Source organism: Pseudomonas sp. 44 R 15, assembly GCF_900004965.1.
Lineage (GTDB): Bacteria > Pseudomonadota > Gammaproteobacteria > Pseudomonadales > Pseudomonadaceae > Aquipseudomonas > Aquipseudomonas orientalis_A.
Window position 1 is genome coordinate 126,891 of the sequence record NZ_CVTU01000112.1, and the last position, 24,045, is coordinate 150,935.

A 24,045-nucleotide genomic window follows, 5' to 3' on the forward strand; every position below is an offset into this window, starting at 1 on the left:
GCTAATAAGCGTTGGAGCCCAGTCTAAAGGGATGAGTTCGAACTAAAAGCGCAAAGACCGGAGGTGAATGATCGATTAAATCGATTTGTCTCGCGCTTCCCAGTATTGCTGTGCCAGTTCGAACGCCTGCTCGCGGGCGTGTCCCAGGCCGCGCAAGGCCAGGGCCATGGTCGCGATCAGCGCCAGTTGCGGGTAGCTGTCTTCGACCTCGCCACGCCACAGGGCGTTCAGATGTGCGGGCTCCAGGGTTGCCGGTTTGACGTGGCGCTGGGCGGAGAGGGCGGGCCATTCTTCGTCCCAGCTCTGGCCGCCGGTGGTGCCATACAGGTGGCTGAGGGTGTCGGGGTTGATCTCGATCTCGCCGCCGTCGCCCTTGACCACAATCACGTTGTCGCCCAGCAGGCCACTGGCATCGCGGTGCACGCCCTGGTAACCCGGGTGGAAAATGCTTTGCAGGCCGCAACGGGCATTCAGCGGGTTGAGCAGGCGGGCCAGGGAGTGGATCGGCGAGCGCAGGCCCAGGGTGTTGCGCAGATCGATCATGCGCTGCAACTGGGGCGCCCAGTCGCCCAGCGGGATGAACGCCAGGTTGCCGTGTGCATACGCTGCCTCGACCTGCTGCCAATTGCGGCACAGCGGTATGTGCAAGCGCTCCAGCAGTTGCTCGGTGTACAAGCGCCCCGCCGTATGCGCGCCGCCGCCGTGCATGAGGATGCGCACACCCTGTTGCGCCAGGCATTTGGCCGCCAGCAGGAACCAGGGCAAGTGGCGCTTTTTGCCGGCGTAGGTCGGCCAGTCGATATCCACATTCAATGCGGGCGGGTTCAACCGCTCGCGTACCGCTTCGGTGAAGCCGGCGAGCTCTTCCGGGCTTTCTTCCTTGTGCCGCAGCAGCATGAGGAAGGCGCCCAGCTGGGTGTCTTCGACTTTTTCGTCGAGCAGCATGCCCATGGCTTGCCGCGCTTCCTCACGGGTGAGGTTGCGTGCGCCGCGCTTGCCTTTGCCCAGGATGCGCACGAACGGCGCAAACGGATGTTCTTCAGGCGTCGAGAGGGTCAGGGGGGCAAAATCGGTCATAAGCAATTCGTCGGCCTGGGCAGGCCCGCCAGCTTGGCGGCGAGTTTGGCGGGAGTGCCGTTGAACAGTTTATTGAGGTGCAGGCTGTTGCCCTTTTGCGGGCCGAGCTTCAAGGCGGTGTACTTGATCAGCGGGCGCGTGGCGGGGGACAGCTGGAATTCGCTATAGAACTGGCGCAGCAACAGGAGGATTTCCCAGTGGTCCGGGGTCAGTTCCACGGCTTCGGCGGTGGCCAGGGCGTGCGCCACCTCATCGGACCAGTCATCCAGGTCGACGAGGTAGCCGTCCTTGTCCAGTGCCAGGCTGCGCGTGCCGACGGTCAGTGTGTTCATAACCAACTGTTGACCTTGCCATAGTCGATCGACAGCTGCACGAACCCCGGATAGTCGACGCTGTCGGCCCAGTCCGGGAGCGGCAGGTTGCGTGCCTGCAGGTCTTCAGCCAGCACAAACACTTTTACCCCCCTGGTTTGCAGCGCTGCGTTGTGCAGGCCGTAGGCGCCGTCGCCGCACAGCAGGATGGCATCCGCGTTGCCGCACACACGCAGGCAACTGTCCAGACGGCTGTCGGTAAAGGGGGAGTGGCTCACCACATGTAGAGTCGACATCAGAGGGTAATCACCTGATCGTAACGGTCAATCAGCCTGGAAATGGCCTGGCTGTCCAGGGCCTGCGCATTGTCCGGTGGCGGCAGCCCGCGTGCGGACAGGCTGTGGCCGCAGGCGAACACGTCATCGATGCCGAACAGGCCCAGCGCCTGCAGGTTGGCGCTCAAATCCTTTTGTTGCACGGCCCTGGCGTCCTGGTGCCGCGCCAGCTGGAACACGCCGTCGTCCAGAAACAGCAGGCCGATAGGCAGATCGAACGCGCCTCCGGCCAGCACGATATCCAGCGCTTCGCGCGCGCTGGGGCCGGACCATGGCGCTTGGCGGCTGATGATCAGCAATGATTGGGCCATCACGCACCTCCAAAACAGATCAGGCGGTCGGCGTCCTGAATCGCATCATGCAACTGCCCCAGGCCCGACAAGGCCCAGGGCGCGTCCAGGTTCACCGCGCTGCGTTGATAGCGCGTGGCTTCCTCGGCATTGAGCACGCCACGGCGCAAGGCGGCGGCGATGCACACGACGCCGTCGAGTTGGTGGGTGCCGACAAATTCGCGCCACTGGCGCGCGATGTCCTGCTCGTCCTGGGGCGCGACGATATTATTGGAGGCGCTGTACACGCCATCCTGATAAAAAAACAGCCGCACAATTTCATGCCCGCCGGCCAAAGCCGCCTGGGCGAACAACAGGGCGCGGCGCGAGGCGGGCGCGTGGGCGGCGCAAAACACTGCAATCGCGAACTTCATGGAACACTCTGCGAACAAACGTGGGCCAATGATAAAGCCGCCGCGACGAAAAAGCCCGCCGTGATCAAAACGGTCACTGCGCTTGATCGTTCTGACGATTGCCGCCGGCACCGAAGGCTGACTACGCTGTGGCCAGTCCAATCGCAAACGGAGTTTGTATGTCAGGTCCCTTGGCGTCCCTCAAAGTGCTGGATTTTTCCACCCTGCTGCCCGGCCCGTTCGCCTCGCTGATGCTGGCGGACATGGGCGCCGACGTGCTGCGCATCGAATCGCCGACGCGGCCGGACCTGTTGCGCGTGTGGCCGCCCCATGATCACGGCACGTCGGCGAGCCATGCCTATCTCAATCGCAACAAGCGCAGCCTGGCGCTGGACCTCAAGCGGGACGAGGCGCTGCAGATCGTCTTCGAGCTGGTCAAGGGCACCGATATCCTCATCGAACAGTTCCGCCCCGGGGTCATGGACCGTCTGGGCCTGGGGTACGACGCACTGAAGGCGATCAACCCCAGGCTGATCTATGTGTCGATCACCGGCTACGGCCAGACCGGCCCCTACAGGGACCGCGCCGGTCACGACATCAACTATCTCGCTGTCGCAGGCGTGGCCAGCCACACCGGGCGGCGGGACAGTGGGCCGTTGCCGCTGGGCGTGCAACTGGCGGATGTGGGCGGCGGGTCCCTGCATGCGGTGGTGGGCGTGCTCGCGGCGGTGGTTGCGCGGCAGCACAGCGGCGTCGGTCAATACCTGGATGTGAGCATGACCGACTGCTCGTTCAGCCTGAACGCCATGGCCGGCGCGGGTTACCTGGCCTGCGGGGTGGAGCCGGAGCGGGAAACCCATGTGCTCAATGGCGGCAGTTTTTACGATTACTACCGCACCCGTGACGGTCGCTGGATGTCGGTGGGCAGCCTGGAACCGGCGTTCATGCAGCAGCTGTGTGAAACCCTGGGGCGACCGGAGCTCGCGGTGCACGGTGTGAAGCCTGAGCAGCAGCCGGCACTCAAGCGGGCGTTGCAGGTGGAGTTTGAAAAACGCAGCTTTGACGAGCTGTGTGCGTTATTTGCGGGCGTGGATGCGTGTGTGGAACCGGTGTTGAGCATGAGTGAAGCGCTGGCGCATCCGCAGTTGCAGGCGCGCGATTTGATCAGCCAGGTGCCGAGGGGCGATGGTTCGACCCAGGCGCAGATGGCCTGCCCGCTGAAGTTCTCCGAGGGGTTGCCGGCACCACGGCATATCGGGGCGGCGGTCGGTGCGCACAGTGATGAAGTGTTGGTGGAGTTGGGGTTGAGCGCTCAGCGGATTGCGGATTTGCGGCAGGCCAAGGTGATTGGGTGACTGTTCTGGCCTCATCGGGGGCAAGCCCCCTCCCACATTTGGAATGTATTCACAAAACAAAGGTGGGAGGGGGGCTTGTCCCCGATGAGGCCCTCACTCCACCCGAGTCTCCCCAGTGAACACGAGAGTATGCCGGCACCGCCGACACAGGTACCGCCGCCCCTGGCCGACCATCCCATGGCGCTGGGCTGAAAACGCAAAGTCACTGTCGGCACACGGGCACCGGTAGATATAGCGAGTCACTTGGCGACGCTTGATCGCATAGGTGTGACAACGGTCCGGCGGCAGTTCGTAGACCCCACGCATGATCAACTGCCATTCCTCTCCATGGGGCTGGATGCGCTCGCCAAACAGTTGGTGGGCAATCAGGTGCGCCACTTCGTGGGCCACGGTCTGCTTGAGGAAGTGTTGGCTGTTTTCTTGGTAGAGCTGAGGATTGAAGCGCAGCAGGTTTTCGTGCAAATGCGCGACACCGGCTTTCTGGCCCCGCAGCTTGAGGCTGACGGTGGGGCGTTTGAAGCTTCGTTTGAAAAAGGATTCGGCTTGCAGGAAACAATCTTCGACGCGGGTATTGAGTTGCTCGGGCATGCTGTACATATCTCCAGAGACGCCCAGTATGCCGCAAAGCAGGGGGTTTCCGAATCTCTCAGGCGCCGAATGGTCATGGCTAACGCAAAAAGCCACCTTCTCGGTGGCTTTGCCTGCATGCCTGGGGCTCAACTGGTGTAGATGGGCCCGACGCCCAGGCCCCAGACGATCACGGTAAACGCCATGATCGCCACCAGCACCACCAGGCCCACGGCCAATACCGAGCTGGAGAACAGAAAACCTTCATCCGGATCGATACTCATGAACGTCGGCAAGCCCACATACAGCAGATACACCGTGTAGCAGATTGCTGCGGTCCCCACCACCATACCCAGCCACATGTGCGGATAGAGCGCCGCCAGCCCGCCGATAAACAGGGGCGTCGCGGTATAGGTGGCAAAGGCCACGCAACGCGCCATGCTGGGGTTGGCGTCATAGGTGCGGGCCATCCAGTGAATGAACGCGCCCATCACCGCCACACCGCCCAGCATGGCGGCGTACGACATCAGGGTCATCCACAGCGCGCTTTCCTGGGTAAGCATGACCGGCGCGCGGTTGCCGATGACCCAGCCGACCCGGGTGGTGCCGATAAACGCGGAGATGGCGGGGATCGCTGCGAGCACCAGCGTGTGAGTGAGGTACATGTGGCTGATGCTTTCTTCTTTATCGCCACGAATTTCCCGCCATTCCTGATCGGGATGGGTAAACAGCCCCACGACGTGATGGATCATGCCGGTCACTCCTGTCGTTATTCCTATCGCCCCCATCGGAGCGCCCACCGGCCAACTGGCCTGCAAGGTCTGGATAGTTGTGCGACCTCACGTCGCAGTATAGGAAGTGATACCCGGGAAAACTGTAGGGCCTTTAGAGTAAATCGCGCTGTAAACGCGGGGCTTAATCGCCGCTGGGTCTGTGGATGGCAATGTGATCCAGTGTGGGAGGGGGCTTGCCCCCGATGGCAGTGTGTCAGTCGAGGTAGTTGCTACTGATACACCGCCATCGGGGGCAAGCCCCCTCCCACATTGGAACTTGGTCGTTCATACCGGTAAAATCCCCGGCTTTTCGTCACACACCTTTAGCGGATCCAAGCGCCATGGGCACTCTTACGGTCAACCAGAACAAACTGCAAAAACGCCTGCGTCGCCTGGCCGGTGAAGCGGTCGCTGATTTCAACATGATCGAGGAGGGCGACAAGGTCATGGTCTGCCTCTCCGGCGGCAAAGACAGCTACACCCTGCTCGACGTGCTGCTGCACCTGCAAAAGGTCGCACCGATCAAGTTCGAGATCGTTGCCGTCAACATGGACCAGAAGCAGCCCGGCTTTCCCGAGCATGTGCTGCCGGCCTACCTGAACGAGCTGGGCGTCGAGTACCACATTGTCGAGAAAGACACGTATTCGGTGGTCAAGGAACTGATTCCGGAAGGCAAGACCACCTGCTCGCTGTGCTCGCGCCTGCGGCGTGGCACGCTCTATACCTTTGCCGATGAGATCGGCGCGACCAAGATGGCCCTGGGGCATCATCGCGACGACATCGTCGAAACCTTCTTCCTGAATATGTTCTTCAACGGTTCGCTCAAGGCCATGCCGCCCAAACTGCGCGCCGATGACGGACGCAACGTGGTGATCCGCCCGCTGGCGTATTGCAACGAGAAGGACATCCAGGCTTATTCCGACTTCAAGCAATTCCCGATCATTCCGTGCAACCTGTGCGGCTCCCAGGAAAACCTGCAGCGCCAGGTGGTCAAGGACATGCTGCAGGAGTGGGAGCGCAAGACCCCGGGGCGCACCGAGAGTATTTTTCGCAGCCTGCAGAATGTGATCCCGTCGCAACTGGCCGATCGCAACCTGTTCGACTTCGCCAGCTTGAAAATCGATGAGACGGCCGCCTCGCGTTTCGTCAATGTAGTGAACCTCTGAGCCGCATCGAGGCTCTAGTACACGGCGCTTGCGGGCGCCGTTTTCCATTCAACTGCCAGGAGAGGGCATGCGCGATTACAAGTGGCTGCACGAATATTGTCTGAACCGCTTCGGTTCGGCGGCCAAGCTGGAAGCCCATCTGCCTGCGCCCAAGACCCCGGCACAACTGCGCAGGATCAGCGATGATCGCTACCTGTCGACCCTGGCGCTGCGAGTCTTTCGTGCGGGCTTGAAACACAGTGTGGTCGACGCGAAATGGCCCGCGTTCGAACAGGTGTTTTTCGGCTTTGATCCGGAAAAAGTCGTACTGATGGGCGCCGAACATCTGGAACGGCTGATGCAGGACACGCGCATCATCCGCCACCTGGGCAAGCTCAAGAGCGTGCCGCGCAATGCGCAGATGATTCTGGATATCGAGCAGGAAAAGGGCAGCTTCGGTGCGTTTGTCGCCGACTGGCCGGTGACCGATATCGTTGGGCTGTGGAAATACCTGAGCAAGCACGGCCACCAGTTGGGCGGGCTGTCGGCCCCGCGTTTCCTGCGCATGGTAGGCAAGGATACGTTTGTACCGAGCGATGACGTGGTGGCGGCGCTGAATGCGCAGAAGATCGTCGACAAGGCGCCGACCAGCCTGCGGGATTTGGCGACGGTGCAGGGCGCGTTCAACCAATGGCATGCCGAGAGTGGGCGGCCAATGTGCCAGTTGTCGATGATGCTGGCCTACACCGTCAACCACTGATCGTTCCCACGCTCTGCGTGGGAATGCATCCTGTGACGCTCTGCGTCACCCTTACACAAGGTCTGGGACGCGGAGCGTCCGGGGCAGCATTCCCACGCGGAGCGTGGGAACGATCGTCAGAGTGTGTCAATCGGCGAGTCGCCGATTCAACTGATGCCGCCAGCGCACATACAAGAGCGCCGTACAAAACACCGCCAGGCTCGCCAGCATTTCCAGCACTCCGAAGCCCTGGCGGTTCGGGTCATACGCGGCCAGTGCGCCCTTGATGAAATACAGGTTCACCACAAAGCACATCCACGAATGCCCACGCGCGCTGCCTGTGATCATCCCTGGCGCCAGCACCAGCAGCGGCACCAGTTCGATCAGCAGGATCACCCACGGGCGCGCCCCGTGCAGGTCGGCGACGAACAGGTAATACGCGCACAACAAGCCCACCAGGCCGAAAAACGCCAGCAGACTCAGTGCGCGCGCCAGCTTGACCCGTGGTTCCAGCCACGCCTGGGACGGCAGGACCTTAGGCTTTCTGGCCAACGCCGTTCTCCAGCAGTGTGGCGGTCTTGGCCAGACGCAGGCCCAGGGCGCGGCACAGACTGATTTCATGCGGGTCGAGCAGACGCTTGCCGTCAGGCCCGGCGTGGTGGCTGGCGCCATAGGGCGTGCCGCCGCCCTGGGTGTCGAGCAGCGCCTGTTCGCTGTAGGGCAGGCCGGTGATCAGCATGCCGTGGTGCAGCAGCGGCAGCAGCATCGACATCAGAGTGGTCTCCTGGCCGCCGTGCAGGCTGGCGGTGGAGGTGAACACGCCGGCGGGCTTGCCGACCAGGGCGCCGGTGAGCCACAGGTTGCTGGTGCCGTCGAGGAAGTACTTGAGCGGCGCGGCCATGTTGCCGAAACGGGTCGGGCTGCCCAGGGCCAGGGCCGAGCAGTGTTTCAGGTCATCCAGGCTGGCATACAGCGCGCCTTCGTCCGGGATACTCGGCGCCACGGCCTCGCACTCGGTTGAGATCGCCGGCACGGTGCGCAGCCGGGCTTCCATGCCGCCTTGCTCGACGCCCCTGGCAATCTGCCGGGCCATTTCGCTGACCGAGCCATTGCGGCTGTAATACAACACCAGCACGTAGGGCGCAGTCACGGCAGGATCTCCAGCACGTTTTCCGGCGGGCGGCCAATGATGGCTTTATCGGCGGTTTCCAGGATCGGGCGTTCCATCAACTTGGGGTGTGCAGCGATGGCGGCGATCAGTTGCGCTTCGCTGAGGCTGGCGTCGGCCAGGTTGAGGCTTTTGTATTCATCTTCGCCGGTGCGCAACAATTGGCGGGCATTGAGGCCAAGTTTGGCCAGCAGGGCCTGCAATTGTGCCGCGTTCAGCGGCGTTTCCAGATAGCGCACCACGGTTGGCGTGAGGCCGCGAGCTTCGAGCAGTTCAAGCGCACCGCGGGATTTCGAGCAGCGCGGGTTGTGATAAAGCGTCAGATCGGTCATGTGCGGGTCGCATCTTGCGTAAGGTGGCGGGTATTCTACCCGTGCTGGCGCCTGTCCTTAAACCGTCAGAGGCGATAGGCCGCAGCCCACGTTCATTTTTGCGAAGGATTACCCCATGACAAGGCGACTGATCGGAGCATTGGCGATCATCACAACCCTGCTGCTCAGCGGCTGCGGTAACGATTACGGCGTTGACCAGTACGGCCAGAAAGTGCCGGCCGAACGCCTGGACAAGCAGTGGCTGGTGGTCAATTACTGGGCCGAATGGTGTGGCCCGTGCCGCACGGAAATCCCCGAGCTCAATGCCCTGGCCGAACAGTTGAAAGCGCAGAACGTGGGCGTGTTCGGGGTCAACTTCGACAATGTGCAGGGTGAGGAGCTCAAGGCTGCCAGTGACAAGCTGGGCATCAAGTTCACCGTACTGGCGCAGAACCCGGAGGGCATCTTCGATATTCCGCGTAGCGAGGCGCTGCCGGTGACCTACATCATCGATGACCAGGGCAAGGTGCGCGAGCAACTGATGGGTGAGCAGACGGCGGAGGGCGTGTTGGCCAAACTCAAGGCCTTGCGCGGTTAAAGTGTGGGAGGGGGCAAGCCCCCTCCCACATTTGGAACCCCATCAAACTAAAGATTGGGGATATCAGCCTTCTTCAAGCCACAAGCGAATCGGCTTGCCTTCGGCGGGCCAGAATCGCGTCTGCTCGATCGGCGAGATATCCCAGCGCTGTACGCCTTGCAGGGCCTGGAAGAAGCGGTGCTCCTGCTCCATCAGCGCCTCGGCGCACAGTTTGCGGGTGCTGCCGATCGGGCCGAAACTGAGTTTGGCGCCTTCAAGGGTGTACGGCGCAAACCAGTGGTTGCAGCCGCCATTGCCATAGGCGCGACCATCGGCACCGAGGGTCACGGTCAGGTGCGCGTAGTCCATCAACGGCCGCTCGCCGATCCACTCCACTACATAGCTGTGATCCTGCTTGAGCTTGACCGCATCGCCGGCGCAGCCGCTCAGGGCCGTACCCATGGCGGCGAGCAGCAGCAGGCGCTTCATTGCGCGGCCTGCTGGCATTTCGGGCAGCGGTGACTGTCGCCTTCGCTGGCCCAGCCGAGTGCTTTGATGCGGGCATTGGCGGCCGGTTGCAGCGGTTCCTGGGTGAGCTTGGTTTCCACCGCGAATTCGAACTCCAGCACGCTGTCGCAGCTGTCGCAATTGACCTTCCAGGTGTGAATCTCCAACTCGCCGAATTTCGGCCCCTGGGCCATGGCGACCCATTGGCCCGCCGGGCGGATGGAATAGCGCGCGTCACCTTCCACGGTCAGGCGCATCGACAGGGTTTTGCTGCCGCGCAGGGTGACGATGAGCACGTCGCCATGCTTGATCGAACCACCGTTGCCGGTGACTTGATAACGGCCCGGCACCAGGGCGCGGCATTCGATCAGAGTGTGTTGCGGGCTCAGCAAGCTGAAGCGGAAATCGTGTTCGGCCATGGATCCTCCAAATAGGCGCGGCATCCTATCACGGGTGCCGGACTATCATGAGCCCGGTATGTGACCGCTGATCATCCCTCGACGAGGTTCTGCGCGTGGCCGTCGGCCCACGCTGCAATATTGGCCAGTGTAGTGCCAGCAATCGCCGCCAGTGCCTCGCGGGTCAGGAAGGCCTGGTGGGCGGTGATGATCACATTGGGGAAGGTCAGCAGGCGGGCGAGCACGTCGTCTTGCAGGGGCAGGTCCGAGCGGTCCTCGAAAAACAGCTGGGCCTCTTCTTCATAGACATCCAGCCCCAGGTAACCGAGTTGGCCGCTCTTGAGCGCTTCCACCAGCGCCGGCGTGTCGACCAGGCCACCGCGGCCGGTATTGATCAGCATGGCGCCCGGTTGCATGTGGGCCAGGGTGTCGGCGTTGATCAGGTGCCTGCTGTCGGCCGTCAGCGGGCAATGCAGGCTGATGACCTGCGCCTCGGCGAGCAGTTCGGGCAGGCTCACGTAGCGCGCGCCCATGGCTTGGACCTCAGGGTTGGGGAAGGGGTCGTGGGCCAGCAACCGGCAGCCGAAACCGTTCATGATCCTGGCGAAGGTGGCGCCGATCTGCCCGGTACCGACCACACCGACGGTTTTGCCGACCAGGTCGAACCCGGTGAGCCCGTGCAGGCTGAAATCGCCATCGCGGGTGCGGTTGTAGGCGCGGTGCAGGCGCCGGTTCAGGGCCAGCACCAGCGCCACGGCATGCTCGGCCACGGCGTGGGGCGAGTAGGCCGGTACGCGCACCACGCTCAGGCCCAGGCGCTTGGCGGCGCGCAGGTCGACATGGTTATAGCCGGCCGAGCGCAACGCAATCAGGCGCGTGCCACCTTTGGCCAGTTGCTCGAGTACCGGGGCGCTGAGGTCATCGTTGATAAAGGCGCAGACCACCTCATGGTGTTCGGCCAGGGCCACGGTATCGAGGTTGAGGCGGGCGGGTTGCAATTGCAGCTCGATGCCCTGGGGGAGTGGCTCAGCGCTAAAACTGTCGCGGTCGTAGGCTTGGCTGCTGAAAAGAATGACGCGCATTGAAAGGGGCTCCCTGCGATTTACACGTGAAAAATGCCTGTAGGAGCGAGCTTGCTCGCGAAAAACGTCAACGATAACGCGTGCTTCCTGAATGAGCGCGGTGCCTGGGAGTTTTTCGCGAGCAAGCTCGCTCCTACAGGTATTAGGGCAAGCCCCACCTGAAAATAGCGTCAGGCGCTGACCCGCGCTTCACTGGCCAACCGTGCAATTGCCATGTCCAGTTCATCCAGTGCAGCCATGGCCTTGGCGTCGTCCTGCTTGAGCAGGGTTTCGGCGCGCTGGCAGGCCGCGCGCAATTGCGGCACGCCGCAGTAGCGCGTGGCGCCATGCAGGCGATGGACGCGTTCGATCAGGGCATGATTGTCATTGGCTTCACGGGCGACCGTGATCGCCAGGCGATCGGCTTCCAGGGAGGCCAGCAGCATGGCGAGCATGTCCGCCGCCAGGTCGGCCTTGTTGGCGGCCAGGCGCAAGCCTTCCTCATGGTCCAGCACCAGCAGTTGCACGCCTGGGCCGGGGCCTTCGGGAACGCGTTCCGGCCCTTGGTTGCGCAGGGCCAGGCCGGTCCATTTCAGCACCACCTGGGCCAGTTGCCGCTCGCTGATAGGTTTGGTCAGGTAATCGTCCATGCCGCTTTGCAGCAGGGCGCGTTTTTCGTTGGCCATGGCATGGGCGGTGAGGGCGACCACCGGCAGCGGCGTGCCATGGCGTTCGCTTTCCCATTGCCGAATCGCCTCGGTACTCTGGCGCCCGTCCATGCCCGGCATCTGCACATCCATCAACACCAGGTCGAAGGTTTCCTGCTTGACCGCGTCAATGGCCGCATAGCCGCTTTCCACGGCCATGACCTTGGCGCCCATATCTTCAAGCAGGGTTTGCACGAGCAACAGGTTCGCCGGGTTATCGTCCACGCACAGCACGCGCGGCGCACGGCTGGACAATGGCTCGCCCGGTTCGTTGCGCAAAGGGCGCGGGCTGATCAGGTCGGCCAGGGACCGGCGCAGCTTGCGCGTACACGCGGGCTTGGCCTGCAACTGGCTGTTGGGGTTGGGCACCGATTGGTTGAACAGCATCTGCTCGGTCGTCGGGCACAGCACCAGCACCTTGCAGCCGAGGTGTTCGAGGTCCCACAAGTGCTGGTTGAGGCGCTCGGGCGGGATGTCGTTGGCGGTGACGCCGAGCACCGCCAGGTCAATCGCCTGTTCGGTCTGGTGCGCGCTGGTAATGCCGTTGGTCAGGCTTTCCAGGGTGTTGAACGGGGTCACCTCCAGGCCGCAGTCTTCCAACTGGTGTTGCAGGGCCTGGCGCGCCAGTTCGTGGTTCTCCAGCACGGCCACGCGGCGTCCGAGCAGCGGCGCGCTGGGCAAGTCTTCAACGTCGTCGCGGGTCTTGGGCAGGTTCAGGCTGATCCAGAACTCCGAGCCTTCGCCCGGTGTGCTGTCGACGCCGATTTCGCCGCCCATCTGTTCGATCAGGCGCTTGGAAATCACCAGGCCCAGGCCGGTACCACCCGGCTGGCGCGACAGCGAATTGTCCGCCTGGCTGAAGGCCTGGAACAGCGCACGCACGTCCTGGTTGGACAGGCCGATGCCCGTGTCCTGCACGCTGATGCGCAGCTGCACGCTGTCTTCCTGTTCGTCCTCGATCATCGCGCGGGCAACAATGGTGCCTTCGCGGGTGAACTTGATCGCGTTGCTGATCAGGTTGGTCAGGATCTGCTTGAGGCGCAGCGGGTCGCCCACCAGTGACAGCGGCGTGTCACGATAGACCAGGCTGACCAGTTCGAGCTGTTTGGCGTGGGCGGCGGGAGCGAGGATGGTCAGGGTGTCTTGCAGCAGGTCGCGCAGGTTGAAGGGCACGCTGTCGAGCACCAGTTTGCCGGCTTCGATCTTCGAGAAGTCGAGGATTTCGTTGATGATGCCCAGCAGGTTGTCGGCGGATTTTTCGATGGTGCCCAGGTAATCCAGCTGACGCGGCGACAATTCGCTTTTTTGCAGCAAGTGGGTGAAGCCCAGGATGCCGTTGAGCGGGGTGCGGATCTCATGGCTCATATTGGCCAGGAATTCCGATTTGATCCGGCTGGCTTCCAGGGCTTCCTTGCGGGCCAGGTCCAGCTCGATGTTCTGGATCTCGATGGTTTCCAGGTTCTGGCGCACATCCTCGGTGGCCTGGTCGATGCTGTGTTGCAATTCCTCCTGGGCGTTTTGCAGGGTTTCGGCCATGCGGTTGATGCCCGACGCCAACTGATCCAGCTCCTGGCTGCCCAACGGCGGCAGACGGGTTTCCAGGTTGCCGTCCTTGAGCTGGGCCACGGCTTGCTTGATCTGGCCGATCGGCGAATTGATGGTGCGGCTGATGCGCAGGGCCAGCGCCGCGGTGCAGATCAAGCCGATTGCGATCAGCAGCAGGCTGGCGAACAGGCTGCGATAGCCGCGCAGCAACATGCCGTTGTGGGACAGTTCCACTTCGACCCAGCCCAACAGGCGGTCGGACTCATCCGGGATCAGCTCGCCCGCGAGGTTGCGATGGCGGCCAAACACGGGCATGAGGTAGCGGGTGGCATCATTGCCGCTGCGCTGCAGCAGGTGCGAACTGTTGCCAGTGGGCGGTTGATTGAGCATGGTCGGGCCGGCATGGGCCAGGGACGAGCGGTCCGGCGCCAGGATCGACACCGTACGCACATCCGGTTGTTCCAGGGATTGGGTCGCGATGCGTTCCAGCAGGTCCGTGTTCCTGCTGCTCAGGGCGGGTGCGACCAGCGGCGCCAACTGCTCGGCGATCATTTCGCCGCGTTGCAGCAATTGCGTCTGCAGTTCGGACAGCTGCATCCAGGTGAAGTAGCCTCCCAACAGCAGGGCCATCAGGCTGGTCGGCAATAAAGTCAGCAACAGTACGCGGCCTTTTATTCCCATTCTTCTAAGCACGCCACTCTCCTGCTACCACATTGATATCAATCATCCACGCAGGCATCCGGCCCACGCCACGTGCGCAGTGTAGCCATTTGCGCCCTCGGGAATCTCGTAAATTAGTGACATGTCGCAATCTTCGGGCGATTCGGCGCCGGCCGGCGTCTGGCGGGAGAAACAGGAGGGAGGTACCGATGAGGCTGACTTGGAACGTATCTTCGCGCGCTTTATTCGGTTGGACGGTTTACGGCCCGGGCTTGCGCATTGCGCGCAGGGCCAGCGTGTACCTCTGCACCTGCCTGCCCGTTAGCCCTCAGCGGCGGCGTAATTTGCGTTTTTTCCACTGGTGCGCGACCCACCAGCGCCAATATCCCATGGTCAGGCAGTAGGCCAGGGCACCCAATACCAACCCGCAGACCACCGAGCCCAGCAGGAATGGTTGCCACATCGTGCTCAACTCGCCGCTGATCCATTCCCAGGTCAGGTTATCGGGCAGGCTGCGCGGCGGCACGTTCATCAACCAGGCGCCGGTCATGTAGGTGCAGAAAAACACCACCGGCATCGTCACCGGGTTGGTCAGCCACACCAGGCTGACGGCAATCGGCATGTTGCCGCGCACCACGATCGCCAGGATCGCGGCCAGCAACATCTGCAACGGGATAGGGATAAACGCGGCAAACAAGCCCACGGCCATGGCGCGAGCCACCGAGTGCCGGTTCAGGTGCCAGAGGTTCGGGTCATGCAGCAGGGTGCCAAGAAACTGTAATGACTTGTGTTCCCTGATACTGCTGGGGTCGGGCATGTACCGTTTGAATAAGCGCCGGGGCATAGGGGGTCCAGGTCAGTTCGAGGGGCAAGTATGCGCGTATTCTATAAACAGAAAATTCAGACTTTGTGACAAAACATCAAAGGCGCCCCTGGGAACTCCGGCTAAGACTGAGTGAGTCATTGAAAGGAATGATTCATGAGGACAGGGATGTTCGCGCTCGCGCTGGGGTTACTGACCCTGCGCTTTCTTCCGGCGTTGCCGCCCACAGGATGGCTGTTGGCCATGCCGGTGCTGGCCTTGATGCTGCTGCCGTTTCGCACCTATCCGCTGGCGTTTTTCCTGCTGGGCGTGAGCTGGGCCTGCATCAGCGCGCAGTGGGCACTGGATGACCGATTGCGCCCGGCGCTGGACGGCGAGACGCGTTGGGTGGAGGGGCGTGTGGTCGGGTTGCCGCAACAGACGGACACCGGCGTGCGCTTTGAACTGGCCGACAGCCGGTCGCGCAAAGCCCGGCTGCCCAAGCGCATCCGGGTGTCCTGGCACGGCGGGCCGCCGGTGCGCAGTGGGGAGCGATGGCGCTTGGCTGTCACCCTCAGGCGGCCGTCCGGTCTGCTCAATTTTCATGGCGTCGACCACGAGGCCTGGCTGCTGGCGCAACGCATTGGGGCCACGGGCTCGGTGAAAGACGGCCAGCGCCTGGCGCCGGCCCGCAACGCCTTGCGCGACAGCCTGCGTCAACGCCTGATGGCCACCGATGCGCAAACCCATGAGGCCGCCCTGGCGGCCTTGGTGCTGGGTGACGGCTCCGGGCTGCGGGCGGAGCAATGGCAGGTGTTGCAAGACACCGGCACCGTGCATTTGTTAGTCATTTCCGGTCAACACATCGGCTTGCTGGCCGGGCTGATCTACGCACTGGTGGCCGGGATGGCCCGTTACGGATGCTGGCCGCGCCACCTGCCATGGCTGCCGTGGGCGTGCGGCCTGGCCTTTGCCGCAGCGCTGGGTTACGGCCTGCTGGCGGGGTTTGGCGTGCCGGTGCAGCGGGCCTGCGTGATGGTCGGGCTGGTGTTGCTGTGGCGGCTGCGCTTTCGACATCTGGGCGCGTGGTGGCCGTTATTGCTGGCGTTCAATGGCGTACTGCTGCTTGAACCCCTGGCCAGTCTGACGCCGGGCTTCTGGTTGTCATTTGCGGCGGTTGCGGTCCTGATCCTGACGTTCGGTGGACGGCTGGGCCCCTGGGGTCTCTGGCAGGCGTGGACGCGTCCCCAGTGGCTGATTGCTATCGGCCTGTTTCCAATCCTGCTGGTGCTGGGTTTACCCATCAGCCTCACTGCGCCATTGGCCAATGTGTTCGCTGTACCCTGGATCAGTCTGGTGGTGTTGCCTTTGGCGCTGCTAGGCACGGTGCTGTTGTGGGTGCCGGTGATCGGTGACGGCCTGCTTTGGTTGGCCGGCGGGGCGTTGGAAGGGTGGTTCAACGTGCTGACCCTTCTCGCCGGGCAGTTGCCGGCCTGGACGCCGGCCCAGGTGCCGCTGGTGTGTTGGCTGGTCAGCCTGGTGGGCGCGCTGCTGCTGCTACTGCCCAAGGGGGTGCCGTTTCGGTTGTTGGGCTGGCCCATGCTGTTGCTGGCGGTGTTTCCTCCCAGGGAGTCGGTACCCCACGGGCAGGTGGGGGTGGTGCAGTTGGATGTCGGCCAGGGGCAGGCGCTGATCCTGCGCACCCGCAATCATGCGCTGCTTTACGATGCCGGTCCGCGTTCCGGGGCGGTCGATCTGGGTGCACGCGTGGTTTTGCCGTCATTGAAAAAGCTCGGGGTACAGCGGCTCGACATGCTGCTGCTGAGCCATGCCGATGCCGATCACGCCGGTGGCGCGGCAGCGATAGCCCGTGGTCTGCCCATCGCACGCGTGGTAGGCGGCGAAACCGAGGGGTTGCCGGCATTTCTCGGGACGGGGCCCTGTATCAGTGGCGAGCGGTGGGAGTGGGATGGTGTGTCTTTTGCGTTGTGGCAGTGGTCCGGCGCCATAAGTGGCAATCCAAAGTCCTGTGTGTTGCAGGTGCAGGCCAGGGGTGAACGGCTGTTGCTCACCGGCGATATCGACAGCGCAGCGGAGCGCGCCTTGCTTGATACGCCGCTGGCGGTGCCAACCGATTGGCTGCAAGCGCCCCATCATGGTAGCCGCAGCTCGTCATCCCGATCCTTTGTGCACCGGCTCGCCCCCACGTCGGTGCTGATTTCCCGAGGGCGGGGCAACGCCTTCGGTCATCCTCATGCGCAAGTGCTCGCACGCTATCAGGCCCAGGGCAGCCGACTATACGACAGCGCCGAACACGGGGCCGTGCGCTTTCAGTTGGGCGCCTTCCAGCCCGCCATTGTTGCGCGCAGTCAACGCCGGTTCTGGCGCGAACCGTTGCCGTAATCCGGCGTTACCAAACACCGCAGGCTGCGACAGCCTGGTCTGCGGCCAACGAACCCTGCCGCCGAACCTATATGATAAAGTGGCGCACTTTTTCGAGGGGGCATTCACTGTGTGGGAATTGGTCAAATCCGGCGGCTGGATGATGTTGCCGATCATCATGAGTTCCATCGCCGCACTCGGCATCGTCGCCGAACGCCTGTGGACCCTGCGCGCCAGTCGCGTCACCCCCGAGCATCTGCTGGGGCAAGTCTGGGGCTGGATCAAGAACAAGCAGCTCGACAAAGAGAAGCTCAAGGAGCTGCGCGCCAATTCGCCGCTGGGTGAAATCCTTGCCGCCGGCCTTGCCAACTCCAAGCATGGTCGCGAGATCATGAAAGAGTGCATCGAGGAAGCCGCCGCACGGGTGATCCATGAACTGGAGCGCTACATCAACGCCCTCGGCACCATCGCCGCCATGGCGCCGCTGCTCGGTTTGCTGGGCACGGTGCTGGGTATGATCGATATTTTCAGCTCGTTCATGGGCTCGGGCATGACCACCAACGCCGCCGTGCTGGCCGGTGGTATTTCCAAAGCACTGATCACCACGGCCGCGGGCCTGATGGTGGGTATCCCTTCGGTGTTCTTCCACCGCTTCCTGCAACGGCGCATCGATGAACTGGTGGTCGGCATGGAACAGGAAGCCATCAAGCTGGTGGAAGTGGTGCAGGGCGACCGTGATGTGGACCTGGTCGAGGGCAAAGTGTGAAATTTCGCCGCAAGCAACGGGAAAATGTCGATATCAACCTCGCGTCGCTGATCGACGTGGTGTTTATCCTGCTGCTGTTCTTTGTCGTCACCACCACGTTCACCCGGGAAACCCAGCTGCGCGTCGACTTGCCCGAAGCCGTCAGCGGCTCGCCGGCCGAAGACCAGCAGGTCAAGCAACTGGACATTGCCATCAGCGCCGATGGGGTGTTTTCGGTGAACAACCAGTTGCTGGAGAAAAACGACCTGGCCAGCCTGATGCAAGCCTTGCAGAAGGAATCCGGCGGCGATACCAGCCTGCCACTGTCGATCAGTGCCGACGGCAAGACCCAGCATCAGGCGGTGATCACCGCGATGGACGCCGCCGGCAAGCTCGGTTTCAGTCATCTGCGCATGACCACCGTCGAGGCGGCGAGCCCACCCTGATGGCCATGTCCGAACGTTTGCTCAAGGCCTGGTATGAGGGCCATCCGGCGCTTGTGCTGTTACGGCCGCTGGAGTCGTTGTATCGCCGGGTCGTGCAGCGCAAGCGCGCGCGCTTCCTGGCGGGCGAGGGCGCTATCTATCGGTCCCCGGTGCCCGTTGTGGTGGTGGGGAATATCACCGTCGGTGGCACGGGCAAGACGCCACTGATCCTGTGGATGATCGAGCACTGCCGCCGCAGTGGCCTGCGCGTGGGCGTGGTCAGTCGGGGGTATGGCGCCAAGCCGCCACAGTTGCCCTGGCGAGTCGAGGCCAATCAGAGTGCCGACGTGGCCGGCGACGAACCTTTACTGATCGTGCAGCGCTGCGGTGTCCCGTTGATGATCGATCCGGACCGCAGCCGCGCGGTGAACGCGCTGTTGGCCAGCGAAACCCTGGACCTGATCCTTTCCGACGACGGTCTTCAACACTATCGTCTGGCCCGCGATCTCGAACTGGTACTGATCGATGCCGCCCGTGGCCTGGGCAATCGCCGTTGCCTGCCGGCCGGGCCGTTGCGCGAGCCGGTCGAGCGCCTGCACAGCGTGGATGCGCTGCTCTATAACGGTGCCGCCGAGGACCGCGAAGACGGCTTTGCCTTTGGCCTTGCGCCTGCGGCGCTGATCAACCTGCACAGTGGCGAGCGGCAGCCGGTCACCTACTTTCCGCCAGGCCAGCAGGTACACGCGGTTGCCGGTATCGGCAATCCGCAACGTTTCTTCAATACCCTTGAAACGCTACACTGGCAGCCGATCCCCCATGCGTTTGCCGACCACGCGCCCTACAGTGCCCAGGTGTTGGATTTCACACCGCATTGGCCGCTGGTCATGACTGAAAAGGACGCGGTGAAGTGCCGCGCCTTCGCCCGGCCCGACTGGTGGTACCTTGCGGTGGATGCGCTGCCGTCGCCGGCGTTTGTCGCCTGGTTCGACACACAACTGATGCGCCTGCTGCCCAACCGTGTTTTGCCTTAAACCGTTTATTTCCAGGACATACCCATGGACACCAAATTGCTCGACATCCTTGCTTGCCCGATCTGCAAAGGCCCGCTCAAGCTCAGCGCCGATAAAACCGAGCTGATCAGCAAAGGTGCCGGCCTGGCTTATCCGATCCGTGACGGCATTCCGGTGATGCTCGAGAGCGAAGCGCGCACCCTGACCACCGATGAGCGCCTGGATAAATGACTACCGCCTTTACCGTGGTGATTCCCTCGCGCTATGCGTCGACCCGCCTGCCGGGCAAGCCGCTGCAAATGATCGGCGCCAAGCCGATGATCCAACTGGTGTGGGAACAGGCCTGCAAAAGCAGCGCTGAGCGGGTGGTGGTGGCGACTGACGATCCGCGCATCATCGAAGCCTGCAACCGTTTCGGCGCCGAGGCGGTGCTGACCCGCGAAGACCATAATTCCGGCACCGATCGCCTGGCCGAAGTGGCGACGCAACTGGGCCTGGCGCCCGACGCCATCGTGGTGAACGTGCAAGGTGACGAGCCGTTGATCCCGCCCAGCGTCATCGACCAGGTCGCCGCCAATCTGGCGGCCCATGGCGAGGCGCGCATGGCGACCCTGGCCGAACCGATCGAAGACAGTGAAACCTTGTTCAACCCGAACGTGGTGAAAGTGGTCAGCGATATCAACGGCCTGGCCCTGACGTTCAGCCGTTCGACCCTGCCCTGGGCGCGGGACGCCTTTGCCAGCAACCCCGGCGTACTGCCGCCAGGCGTGCCGTACCGCCGCCACATCGGCATCTACGCCTATCGCGCCGGTTTCCTGCATGACTTCGTCAGCTGGGGCCCGTGCTGGTTGGAAAACACCGAATCCCTGGAGCAACTGCGGGCCTTGTGGCACGGCGTGCGTATCCACGTGGGCGATGCGCTGGAAGCACCGCCCGCAGGCGTCGATACCCAGGAAGATCTTGAGCGCGTCCGTCGCCTGCTGGGGGCTTGATGGAGGTCCTGTTTGTCTGCCTGGGCAATATCTGCCGTTCGCCCACCGCCGAAGGCGTCTTGCGCCACAAGTTGCGCGAAGCCGGCCTGGCCGATCAGGTTGAGGTGGCGTCGGCGGGGACCGGGGAGTGGCATATCGGCAACCCACCGGACCTGCGCAGCCAACGCGCAGCGCTGGCGCGGGGCTATGACTTGTCAGCCCAGCGTGCCCAACAGGTCAGCCGCGCTGATTTTGCGCGCTATGACCTGATCCTGGCCATGGACCACAGCAACCTGCGCAACCTCAAAGCCATGCAGCCTGCGCAGGGCAAGGCGCAGCTGGATTTGTTCCTGCGCCGCTTCGACGGCGAAGTGGACGAGGTGCCAGACCCTTACTACGAAGGCGAACAAGGCTTTGACCGGGTGCTGGACCTGATCGAGCGCGCCTGTGATTCATTGGTGATCGAATTGAAGGGCCGGCTATGACCTTGCACGTACAAGCGCAGGTATCGCTCAAGCCATTCAACAGTTTTGGCATCGACGTACGCGCCCAGCTGTTTGCCGAGGCCCGCAGTGATGCCGATGTGCATGAGGCCCTGGCCTACGCCGACGCGCACAGTGTGCCGCTGTTGGTGATCGGCGGCGGCAGCAACCTGCTGCTGACCCGGGACGTGCCCGCCCTGGTGTTGCGCATGGCGACCCAGGGCATTCGCGTGCTGCACGATGATGGCGTGTACGTGGTGGTTGAAGCGGAGGCGGGCGAAGCCTGGCACCCCTTTGTGTCGTGGACCCTGGAACAGGGTTTTTGCGGCCTGGAAAACCTCAGCTTGATCCCCGGCACGGTCGGTGCCGCGCCGATGCAAAACATCGGCGCTTACGGCGTCGAGATCAAGGACGTGTTTGCCGGCCTCACGGCGCTGGATCGCCAGGCGGGCGAGCTGCGGGATTTCAGCCTGGACGAATGCAAGTTTGCTTACCGCGACAGCCTGTTCAAGCATGAAGTCGGGCGTTGGTTGATCCTGCGGGTACGCTTTGCCCTGAGCCGCGCCAGTCACCTGAAACTCGATTACGGCCCGGTGCAACAGCGCCTGGCCGCGCAGGGCATCACCGAGGCCACGCCGAAGGATGTGAGCCAGGCGATCTGCAGTATTCGTCGCGAAAAATTGCCGGACCCGGCAGAGCTGGGCAATGCCGGTAGTTTTTTCAAAAATCCCTTGGTGCCCCAGGCCCTGGCTGCCGAGCTGAAAAGCCAGTATCCGGACTTGGTGGCTTACCCTCAGGCAGACGGGCAAGTCAAGCTCGCCGCCGGTTGGCTGATCGACAAGGCGGGTTGGAAGGGCTTTCGTGATGGCGATGCCGGCGTGCATAAAATGCAAGCGCTGGTGCTGGTGAACTATGGCTCAGCCACCGGGCGGGATATTGCCAACCTGGCGCTGCGTATCCAGCAGGACATTGCCGAGCGCTTCGGGGTCGAGCTTGAGATGGAACCTAACAGGTACTGAGCGTCCACCGCCCCACAAATGAAAATGCCCCGTATCTCACGATACGGGGCATTTTTTATAGCGCTGACAATCAGTCGTCACGGCTCATGATGCCGAAGATCTGCAACAGGCTGATAAACAGGTTGTAGATCGACACATACAGGCTGATGGTCGCCATGATGTAGTTACGCTCACCACCATGGATGATGGCGCTGGTCTGGAACAGGATGCACACCGAGGAGAACAGTACGAAGCCTGCGCTGATCGCCAGTTGCAACCCGCTGATCTGGAAGAACATGCCGGCCACCACCGCCGCCAGCAACACGAAGAAGCCTGCAGTGATGAAACCACCCAGGAAGCTCATGTCCTTGCGGCTGATCAGCACGTACGCCGACAGGCCACCAAACACCAGTGCAGTCATGGCAAATGCCGAACTGACCACTTCCGCACCGCCGGCCATGCCGAGGTAACGGTTAAGGATCGGGCCGAGGATAAAGCCCATGAAACCGGTCAAGGCAAACGCCGACACCAGGCCCCAGGCCGAGTCGCGCAGCTTGTTGGTCAGGAAGAACAGACCATAGAAGCCGATCAACACGACAAAGATATTCGGATAACCGACGCGCATCTGCTGGGCCACGTAAGCCATCACGCCGCTGAATGCGAGGGTAAGGGCGAGCAGGCCGTACGTATTGCGCAACACGCGGCTGACTTCAAGCTGCTCAGCCTGCGCGTTGCCATTCACTGCGTAATTCTGTTCGCGCATGGCGACACTCCTTCAGTTTTGAAACGTTCAGTCGCAAAGATCATAACAGACGCTCTGTAACAAGCTATGCAGAGAGTTTGACAGTGTGTTTCATTCGGGTATTATGGCGCCCGCTGAGACGGGATGAGCGACTATAATCCCGTGATGCACAAGGGAAATTGGCAGAGTGGTTGAATGCACCGGTCTTGAAAACCGGCGAACGTTAATAGCGTTCCCAGGGTTCGAATCCCTGGTTTCCCGCCAAGATTTACACGAAAGCCCCGCTATTGCGGGGCTTTTGCGTTTTCGGGGTTTGGATAGGCAGAAACGGTTTCTGAGAGGGGGTCCAAACTTTGGGGTAGGCGTTCCGAAGCTTTGCCTGTTTGGAGGGTTTAGCGGTGGCGCCAGTCGCCTGTAAACCTGTATGGCCCAACAGTAGACTTGCGTCGCTGATATCGGCGATTTCCGATGCGGCCTTGGGCCAAATGTCACGAAACTGAAACCCTCCTATTTTTGCTGCGAGCGTAGGGTTCCCTGATCCAGTGCGTTCTGCGGTGACTGCAACCTTGCCTTGTCGCAGCGCGAGCGCAAAGCGCAGGCTTTAAGGACGGAGTGTGGCACCCTACTGCCACCACCCGGGGCGGCGAGTTGGACTGACACGCGGCCACGCGCACCGGGCTATCTATCTTGTGGCGGGCCATGGCGCGGTTCAGCGCAGGCCAAAAAATACCCGCAACTGGGCGGGCATTGGGGAGGATTTGCAGCAGTTACTGCTCAGTGACACGCGTGGGTTGATCAGACGGCCAAGTGCTCATACAGGATAGTTGCACCAACGATCATCAATACAACGCCGCCTACGATCTCTGCTCGTTTACCGAACACTGTTCCTAGGACTCGTCCGAGCATCACGCCGATGGTGACCATAGTCATGGTTGCTAAGCCGATGGCCGCTGCTGCCACCCAGATATTCACATCGACAAACGCCAGGCCGACTCCGACCGCGAGGGCATCAATGCTAGTAGCGAACGCGGTGACGGCAAGGACCAGAAAGGAGTGCTGGCCGCTTTTCTCCTCGGTCTCGTCTTCGTGTTTGAGACCATTGTGAATCATGTGCAGGCCCAGTAGCACCAGCAAGGTGAAGGCGATCCAGTGATCCCAGTTTGCCACCCAGCGTGTTGCGGCTTGGCCGATCAGCCAGCCGATAATCGGAGTGATGGCTTCGATGACGCCGAAGATCAGGCCGGTACGCAGTGCTTCGGTCAAGCGTGGTTTGTGCAGACTGGAACCTTTGCCGATAGCAGCGGCAAATGCATCCGTGGACATGGCCAGGGCCAAGAAAATGAGGGAAACAGGATTCACGGGTGATCTTCCAGTCGGGCTATGAGTCAACGACACAACCACACGCCCGACTTTAGGCATGGATGTGTCGCTGGTCTCACCAACCAAAAGGTGTTCGTACCACGGCAGGTTGCCGAGAATGTTGATACGAACGCTTGCGAAAGACTCGCAAGCAGGCTACTCCCCAACGAGGTCCGGGATCTTATGCGGGCAAACATGAAAAAAACGTCAA

At 62.2% G+C, this 24,045-nt stretch carries 29 protein-coding genes, 1 tRNA gene, 1 pseudogene and 1 riboswitch; of the genes and pseudogenes, 13 read left to right on the forward strand and 18 right to left on the reverse strand.

Going from position 1 to position 24,045, the window contains the following annotated elements:
* Positions 1-75: 75 nt before the first annotated feature.
* Genes BFP93_RS22250 through tusD form a run of 5 tightly spaced genes read right to left on the reverse strand, consistent with a single transcriptional unit; the run spans position 76 to position 2,426 of the window.
* Entirely contained in the window at positions 76-1,077 is a 1,002-nt protein-coding gene (locus BFP93_RS22250) for a glycosyl transferase family protein (protein ID WP_065894949.1), read from the reverse strand.
* The gene (locus BFP93_RS22255; RefSeq protein ID WP_065894950.1) at positions 1,074-1,409 is read right to left on the reverse strand and encodes a TusE/DsrC/DsvC family sulfur relay protein; all 336 of its coding nucleotides are present in this window, start codon (positions 1,407-1,409) and stop codon (positions 1,074-1,076) included. The genes BFP93_RS22250 and BFP93_RS22255 overlap by 4 nt, the downstream gene beginning before the upstream one ends.
* Positions 1,406-1,684 carry a sulfurtransferase complex subunit TusB gene (gene tusB / locus BFP93_RS22260; RefSeq protein ID WP_065894951.1) on the reverse strand — a complete coding sequence of 93 codons (279 nt, stop codon included), beginning with the start codon at positions 1,682-1,684 and terminating at the stop codon, positions 1,406-1,408. Before tusB ends, BFP93_RS22255 begins: the two co-directional genes overlap by 4 nt.
* The gene (gene tusC, locus BFP93_RS22265; RefSeq protein WP_065894952.1) at positions 1,684-2,034 is read right to left on the reverse strand and encodes a sulfurtransferase complex subunit TusC; all 351 of its coding nucleotides are present in this window, start codon (positions 2,032-2,034) and stop codon (positions 1,684-1,686) included. Before tusC ends, tusB begins: the two co-directional genes overlap by 1 nt.
* The gene (gene tusD / locus BFP93_RS22270; protein ID WP_065884976.1) at positions 2,034-2,426 is read right to left on the reverse strand and encodes a sulfurtransferase complex subunit TusD; all 393 of its coding nucleotides are present in this window, start codon (positions 2,424-2,426) and stop codon (positions 2,034-2,036) included. The genes tusC and tusD overlap by 1 nt, the downstream gene beginning before the upstream one ends.
* A gap of 158 nt (positions 2,427-2,584) precedes the next feature.
* Here tusD and BFP93_RS22275 point away from each other — a divergent pair, with 158 nt between their 5' ends.
* Entirely contained in the window at positions 2,585-3,760 is a 1,176-nt protein-coding gene (locus tag BFP93_RS22275; protein ID WP_065894953.1) for a CaiB/BaiF CoA transferase family protein, read from the forward strand.
* 93 nt (positions 3,761-3,853) lie between these two features.
* On the opposite strand, the gene BFP93_RS22280 is transcribed toward BFP93_RS22275, so the two are convergent.
* The gene (locus tag BFP93_RS22280; RefSeq protein WP_065894990.1) at positions 3,854-4,348 is read right to left on the reverse strand and encodes a SprT family zinc-dependent metalloprotease; all 495 of its coding nucleotides are present in this window, start codon (positions 4,346-4,348) and stop codon (positions 3,854-3,856) included.
* 128 nt (positions 4,349-4,476) lie between these two features.
* Complete coding sequence (locus BFP93_RS22285) at positions 4,477-5,079, reverse strand: Yip1 family protein (protein ID WP_057721811.1); 603 nt, start codon at positions 5,077-5,079, stop codon at positions 4,477-4,479.
* Between the two features lie 362 nt (positions 5,080-5,441).
* Here BFP93_RS22285 and ttcA point away from each other — a divergent pair, with 362 nt between their 5' ends.
* Complete coding sequence (gene ttcA, locus BFP93_RS22290; protein WP_065894954.1) at positions 5,442-6,266, forward strand: tRNA 2-thiocytidine(32) synthetase TtcA; 825 nt, start codon at positions 5,442-5,444, stop codon at positions 6,264-6,266.
* Positions 6,267-6,333: 67 nt separating this feature from the next.
* On the forward strand, positions 6,334-7,005 hold the full coding sequence (locus BFP93_RS22295; RefSeq protein ID WP_065894955.1) for a DNA-3-methyladenine glycosylase I: 672 nt from the start codon (positions 6,334-6,336) through the stop codon (positions 7,003-7,005).
* A 126-nt stretch (positions 7,006-7,131) separates the two neighbouring features.
* On the opposite strand, the gene BFP93_RS22300 is transcribed toward BFP93_RS22295, so the two are convergent.
* Genes BFP93_RS22300 through arsC form a run of 3 tightly spaced genes read right to left on the reverse strand, consistent with a single transcriptional unit; the run spans position 7,132 to position 8,484 of the window.
* Positions 7,132-7,536 (reverse strand): DUF2069 domain-containing protein, encoded by a 405-nt coding sequence (locus tag BFP93_RS22300; protein ID WP_065894956.1) that lies wholly within the window; start codon positions 7,534-7,536, stop codon positions 7,132-7,134.
* Positions 7,520-8,134, reverse strand: coding sequence for an NAD(P)H:quinone oxidoreductase (gene wrbA / locus BFP93_RS22305; protein ID WP_065894957.1), 615 nt, complete (start codon positions 8,132-8,134; stop codon positions 7,520-7,522). The genes BFP93_RS22300 and wrbA overlap by 17 nt, the downstream gene beginning before the upstream one ends.
* Positions 8,131-8,484 carry an arsenate reductase (glutaredoxin) gene (gene arsC / locus BFP93_RS22310; protein WP_065894958.1) on the reverse strand — a complete coding sequence of 118 codons (354 nt, stop codon included), beginning with the start codon at positions 8,482-8,484 and terminating at the stop codon, positions 8,131-8,133. The genes wrbA and arsC overlap by 4 nt, the downstream gene beginning before the upstream one ends.
* Before the next feature lie 115 nt (positions 8,485-8,599).
* Here arsC and BFP93_RS22315 point away from each other — a divergent pair, with 115 nt between their 5' ends.
* On the forward strand, positions 8,600-9,061 hold the full coding sequence (locus BFP93_RS22315; RefSeq protein ID WP_065894959.1) for a TlpA disulfide reductase family protein: 462 nt from the start codon (positions 8,600-8,602) through the stop codon (positions 9,059-9,061).
* Positions 9,062-9,124: 63 nt separating this feature from the next.
* On the opposite strand, the gene BFP93_RS22320 is transcribed toward BFP93_RS22315, so the two are convergent.
* The 5 genes from BFP93_RS22320 to BFP93_RS22340 all read right to left on the reverse strand — a co-directional run bounded on the left by BFP93_RS22320 (position 9,125) and on the right by BFP93_RS22340 (position 14,762).
* Positions 9,125-9,529 (reverse strand): META domain-containing protein, encoded by a 405-nt coding sequence (locus BFP93_RS22320; protein ID WP_065894960.1) that lies wholly within the window; start codon positions 9,527-9,529, stop codon positions 9,125-9,127.
* A complete protein-coding gene (locus BFP93_RS22325) occupies positions 9,526-9,966 on the reverse strand; it encodes a hypothetical protein (protein ID WP_065884984.1) in 441 nt (146 codons plus the stop codon). The genes BFP93_RS22320 and BFP93_RS22325 overlap by 4 nt, the downstream gene beginning before the upstream one ends.
* 71 nt (positions 9,967-10,037) lie before the next feature.
* Positions 10,038-11,027: a 2-hydroxyacid dehydrogenase gene (locus BFP93_RS22330; RefSeq protein ID WP_065894961.1), complete on the reverse strand. Its 990-nt coding sequence runs from the start codon at positions 11,025-11,027 to the stop codon at positions 10,038-10,040.
* 170 nt (positions 11,028-11,197) lie between these two features.
* Positions 11,198-13,951, reverse strand: coding sequence for a response regulator (locus BFP93_RS22335; protein ID WP_065894962.1), 2,754 nt, complete (start codon positions 13,949-13,951; stop codon positions 11,198-11,200).
* Positions 13,952-14,246: 295 nt separating this feature from the next.
* Positions 14,247-14,762 (reverse strand): DUF2062 domain-containing protein, encoded by a 516-nt coding sequence (locus BFP93_RS22340; RefSeq protein WP_065894963.1) that lies wholly within the window; start codon positions 14,760-14,762, stop codon positions 14,247-14,249.
* 135 nt (positions 14,763-14,897) lie between these two features.
* Here BFP93_RS22340 and BFP93_RS22345 point away from each other — a divergent pair, with 135 nt between their 5' ends.
* The 8 genes from BFP93_RS22345 (at position 14,898) to murB (ending at position 21,754) form a co-directional block, all read left to right on the forward strand.
* Complete coding sequence (locus BFP93_RS22345; protein WP_065894964.1) at positions 14,898-17,123, forward strand: DNA internalization-related competence protein ComEC/Rec2; 2,226 nt, start codon at positions 14,898-14,900, stop codon at positions 17,121-17,123.
* Between the two features lie 109 nt (positions 17,124-17,232).
* Positions 17,233-17,868 (forward strand): MotA/TolQ/ExbB proton channel family protein, encoded by a 636-nt coding sequence (locus BFP93_RS22350; RefSeq protein ID WP_065894991.1) that lies wholly within the window; start codon positions 17,233-17,235, stop codon positions 17,866-17,868.
* Positions 17,865-18,293: an ExbD/TolR family protein gene (locus BFP93_RS22355; protein WP_065884989.1), complete on the forward strand. Its 429-nt coding sequence runs from the start codon at positions 17,865-17,867 to the stop codon at positions 18,291-18,293. Before BFP93_RS22350 ends, BFP93_RS22355 begins: the two co-directional genes overlap by 4 nt.
* Positions 18,293-19,303 (forward strand): tetraacyldisaccharide 4'-kinase, encoded by a 1,011-nt coding sequence (gene lpxK / locus BFP93_RS22360; RefSeq protein WP_065894965.1) that lies wholly within the window; start codon positions 18,293-18,295, stop codon positions 19,301-19,303. Before BFP93_RS22355 ends, lpxK begins: the two co-directional genes overlap by 1 nt.
* A 24-nt stretch (positions 19,304-19,327) precedes the next feature.
* A complete protein-coding gene (locus tag BFP93_RS22365; RefSeq protein ID WP_003174668.1) occupies positions 19,328-19,513 on the forward strand; it encodes a Trm112 family protein in 186 nt (61 codons plus the stop codon).
* Positions 19,510-20,274, forward strand: a complete 765-nt coding sequence (kdsB, locus tag BFP93_RS22370; protein ID WP_065894966.1) for a 3-deoxy-manno-octulosonate cytidylyltransferase — start codon at positions 19,510-19,512, stop codon at positions 20,272-20,274. Before BFP93_RS22365 ends, kdsB begins: the two co-directional genes overlap by 4 nt.
* Entirely contained in the window at positions 20,274-20,738 is a 465-nt protein-coding gene (locus BFP93_RS22375) for a low molecular weight protein-tyrosine-phosphatase (protein ID WP_065894967.1), read from the forward strand. Before kdsB ends, BFP93_RS22375 begins: the two co-directional genes overlap by 1 nt.
* On the forward strand, positions 20,735-21,754 hold the full coding sequence (murB, locus tag BFP93_RS22380) for a UDP-N-acetylmuramate dehydrogenase (protein ID WP_065894968.1): 1,020 nt from the start codon (positions 20,735-20,737) through the stop codon (positions 21,752-21,754). Before BFP93_RS22375 ends, murB begins: the two co-directional genes overlap by 4 nt.
* A 70-nt stretch (positions 21,755-21,824) precedes the next feature.
* On the opposite strand, the gene BFP93_RS22385 is transcribed toward murB, so the two are convergent.
* Positions 21,825-22,496 carry a Bax inhibitor-1/YccA family protein gene (locus BFP93_RS22385; RefSeq protein ID WP_053256786.1) on the reverse strand — a complete coding sequence of 224 codons (672 nt, stop codon included), beginning with the start codon at positions 22,494-22,496 and terminating at the stop codon, positions 21,825-21,827.
* A gap of 152 nt (positions 22,497-22,648) precedes the next feature.
* Between BFP93_RS22385 and BFP93_RS22390 the strand changes: the two genes are divergently transcribed.
* Positions 22,649-22,739 (forward strand) — tRNA-Ser (locus BFP93_RS22390).
* A 395-nt stretch (positions 22,740-23,134) separates the two neighbouring features.
* On the opposite strand, the pseudogene BFP93_RS29410 reads toward BFP93_RS22390, so the two are convergent.
* Positions 23,135-23,242, reverse strand: a pseudogene (locus BFP93_RS29410) (glycoside hydrolase family 19 protein); the annotation flags it as partial.
* Between the two features lie 28 nt (positions 23,243-23,270).
* Complete coding sequence (mntP, locus tag BFP93_RS22395) at positions 23,271-23,834, reverse strand: manganese efflux pump MntP (protein WP_065894969.1); 564 nt, start codon at positions 23,832-23,834, stop codon at positions 23,271-23,273.
* A 5-nt stretch (positions 23,835-23,839) separates the two neighbouring features.
* Positions 23,840-24,011: riboswitch (yybP-ykoY riboswitch) on the reverse strand.
* Positions 24,012-24,045 lie beyond the last annotated feature (34 nt).

Excerpts from the sequence above, each read along its gene's own strand:
- BFP93_RS22250 (WP_065894949.1), bottom strand. The coding sequence starts at position 1,077 with ATGACCGATTTTGCCCCCCTGACCCTCTCGACGCCTGAAGAACATCCG.
- BFP93_RS22255 (WP_065894950.1), bottom strand. The coding sequence starts at position 1,409 with ATGAACACACTGACCGTCGGCACGCGCAGCCTGGCACTGGACAAGGAC.
- tusB (WP_065894951.1), bottom strand. The coding sequence starts at position 1,684 with ATGTCGACTCTACATGTGGTGAGCCACTCCCCCTTTACCGACAGCCGT.
- tusC (WP_065894952.1), bottom strand. The coding sequence starts at position 2,034 with ATGGCCCAATCATTGCTGATCATCAGCCGCCAAGCGCCATGGTCCGGC.
- tusD (WP_065884976.1), bottom strand. The coding sequence starts at position 2,426 with ATGAAGTTCGCGATTGCAGTGTTTTGCGCCGCCCACGCGCCCGCCTCG.
- BFP93_RS22275 (WP_065894953.1), top strand. The coding sequence starts at position 2,585 with ATGTCAGGTCCCTTGGCGTCCCTCAAAGTGCTGGATTTTTCCACCCTG.
- BFP93_RS22280 (WP_065894990.1), bottom strand. The coding sequence starts at position 4,348 with ATGCCCGAGCAACTCAATACCCGCGTCGAAGATTGTTTCCTGCAAGCC.
- BFP93_RS22285 (WP_057721811.1), bottom strand. The coding sequence starts at position 5,079 with ATGATCCATCACGTCGTGGGGCTGTTTACCCATCCCGATCAGGAATGG.
- ttcA (WP_065894954.1), top strand. The coding sequence starts at position 5,442 with ATGGGCACTCTTACGGTCAACCAGAACAAACTGCAAAAACGCCTGCGT.
- BFP93_RS22295 (WP_065894955.1), top strand. The coding sequence starts at position 6,334 with ATGCGCGATTACAAGTGGCTGCACGAATATTGTCTGAACCGCTTCGGT.
- arsC (WP_065894958.1), bottom strand. The coding sequence starts at position 8,484 with ATGACCGATCTGACGCTTTATCACAACCCGCGCTGCTCGAAATCCCGC.
- BFP93_RS22315 (WP_065894959.1), top strand. The coding sequence starts at position 8,600 with ATGACAAGGCGACTGATCGGAGCATTGGCGATCATCACAACCCTGCTG.
- BFP93_RS22320 (WP_065894960.1), bottom strand. The coding sequence starts at position 9,529 with ATGAAGCGCCTGCTGCTGCTCGCCGCCATGGGTACGGCCCTGAGCGGC.
- BFP93_RS22325 (WP_065884984.1), bottom strand. The coding sequence starts at position 9,966 with ATGGCCGAACACGATTTCCGCTTCAGCTTGCTGAGCCCGCAACACACT.
- BFP93_RS22330 (WP_065894961.1), bottom strand. The coding sequence starts at position 11,027 with ATGCGCGTCATTCTTTTCAGCAGCCAAGCCTACGACCGCGACAGTTTT.
- BFP93_RS22340 (WP_065894963.1), bottom strand. The coding sequence starts at position 14,762 with ATGCCCCGGCGCTTATTCAAACGGTACATGCCCGACCCCAGCAGTATC.
- BFP93_RS22345 (WP_065894964.1), top strand. The coding sequence starts at position 14,898 with ATGAGGACAGGGATGTTCGCGCTCGCGCTGGGGTTACTGACCCTGCGC.
- lpxK (WP_065894965.1), top strand. The coding sequence starts at position 18,293 with ATGGCCATGTCCGAACGTTTGCTCAAGGCCTGGTATGAGGGCCATCCG.
- BFP93_RS22365 (WP_003174668.1), top strand. The coding sequence starts at position 19,328 with ATGGACACCAAATTGCTCGACATCCTTGCTTGCCCGATCTGCAAAGGC.
- kdsB (WP_065894966.1), top strand. The coding sequence starts at position 19,510 with ATGACTACCGCCTTTACCGTGGTGATTCCCTCGCGCTATGCGTCGACC.
- BFP93_RS22375 (WP_065894967.1), top strand. The coding sequence starts at position 20,274 with ATGGAGGTCCTGTTTGTCTGCCTGGGCAATATCTGCCGTTCGCCCACC.
- murB (WP_065894968.1), top strand. The coding sequence starts at position 20,735 with ATGACCTTGCACGTACAAGCGCAGGTATCGCTCAAGCCATTCAACAGT.
- BFP93_RS22385 (WP_053256786.1), bottom strand. The coding sequence starts at position 22,496 with ATGCGCGAACAGAATTACGCAGTGAATGGCAACGCGCAGGCTGAGCAG.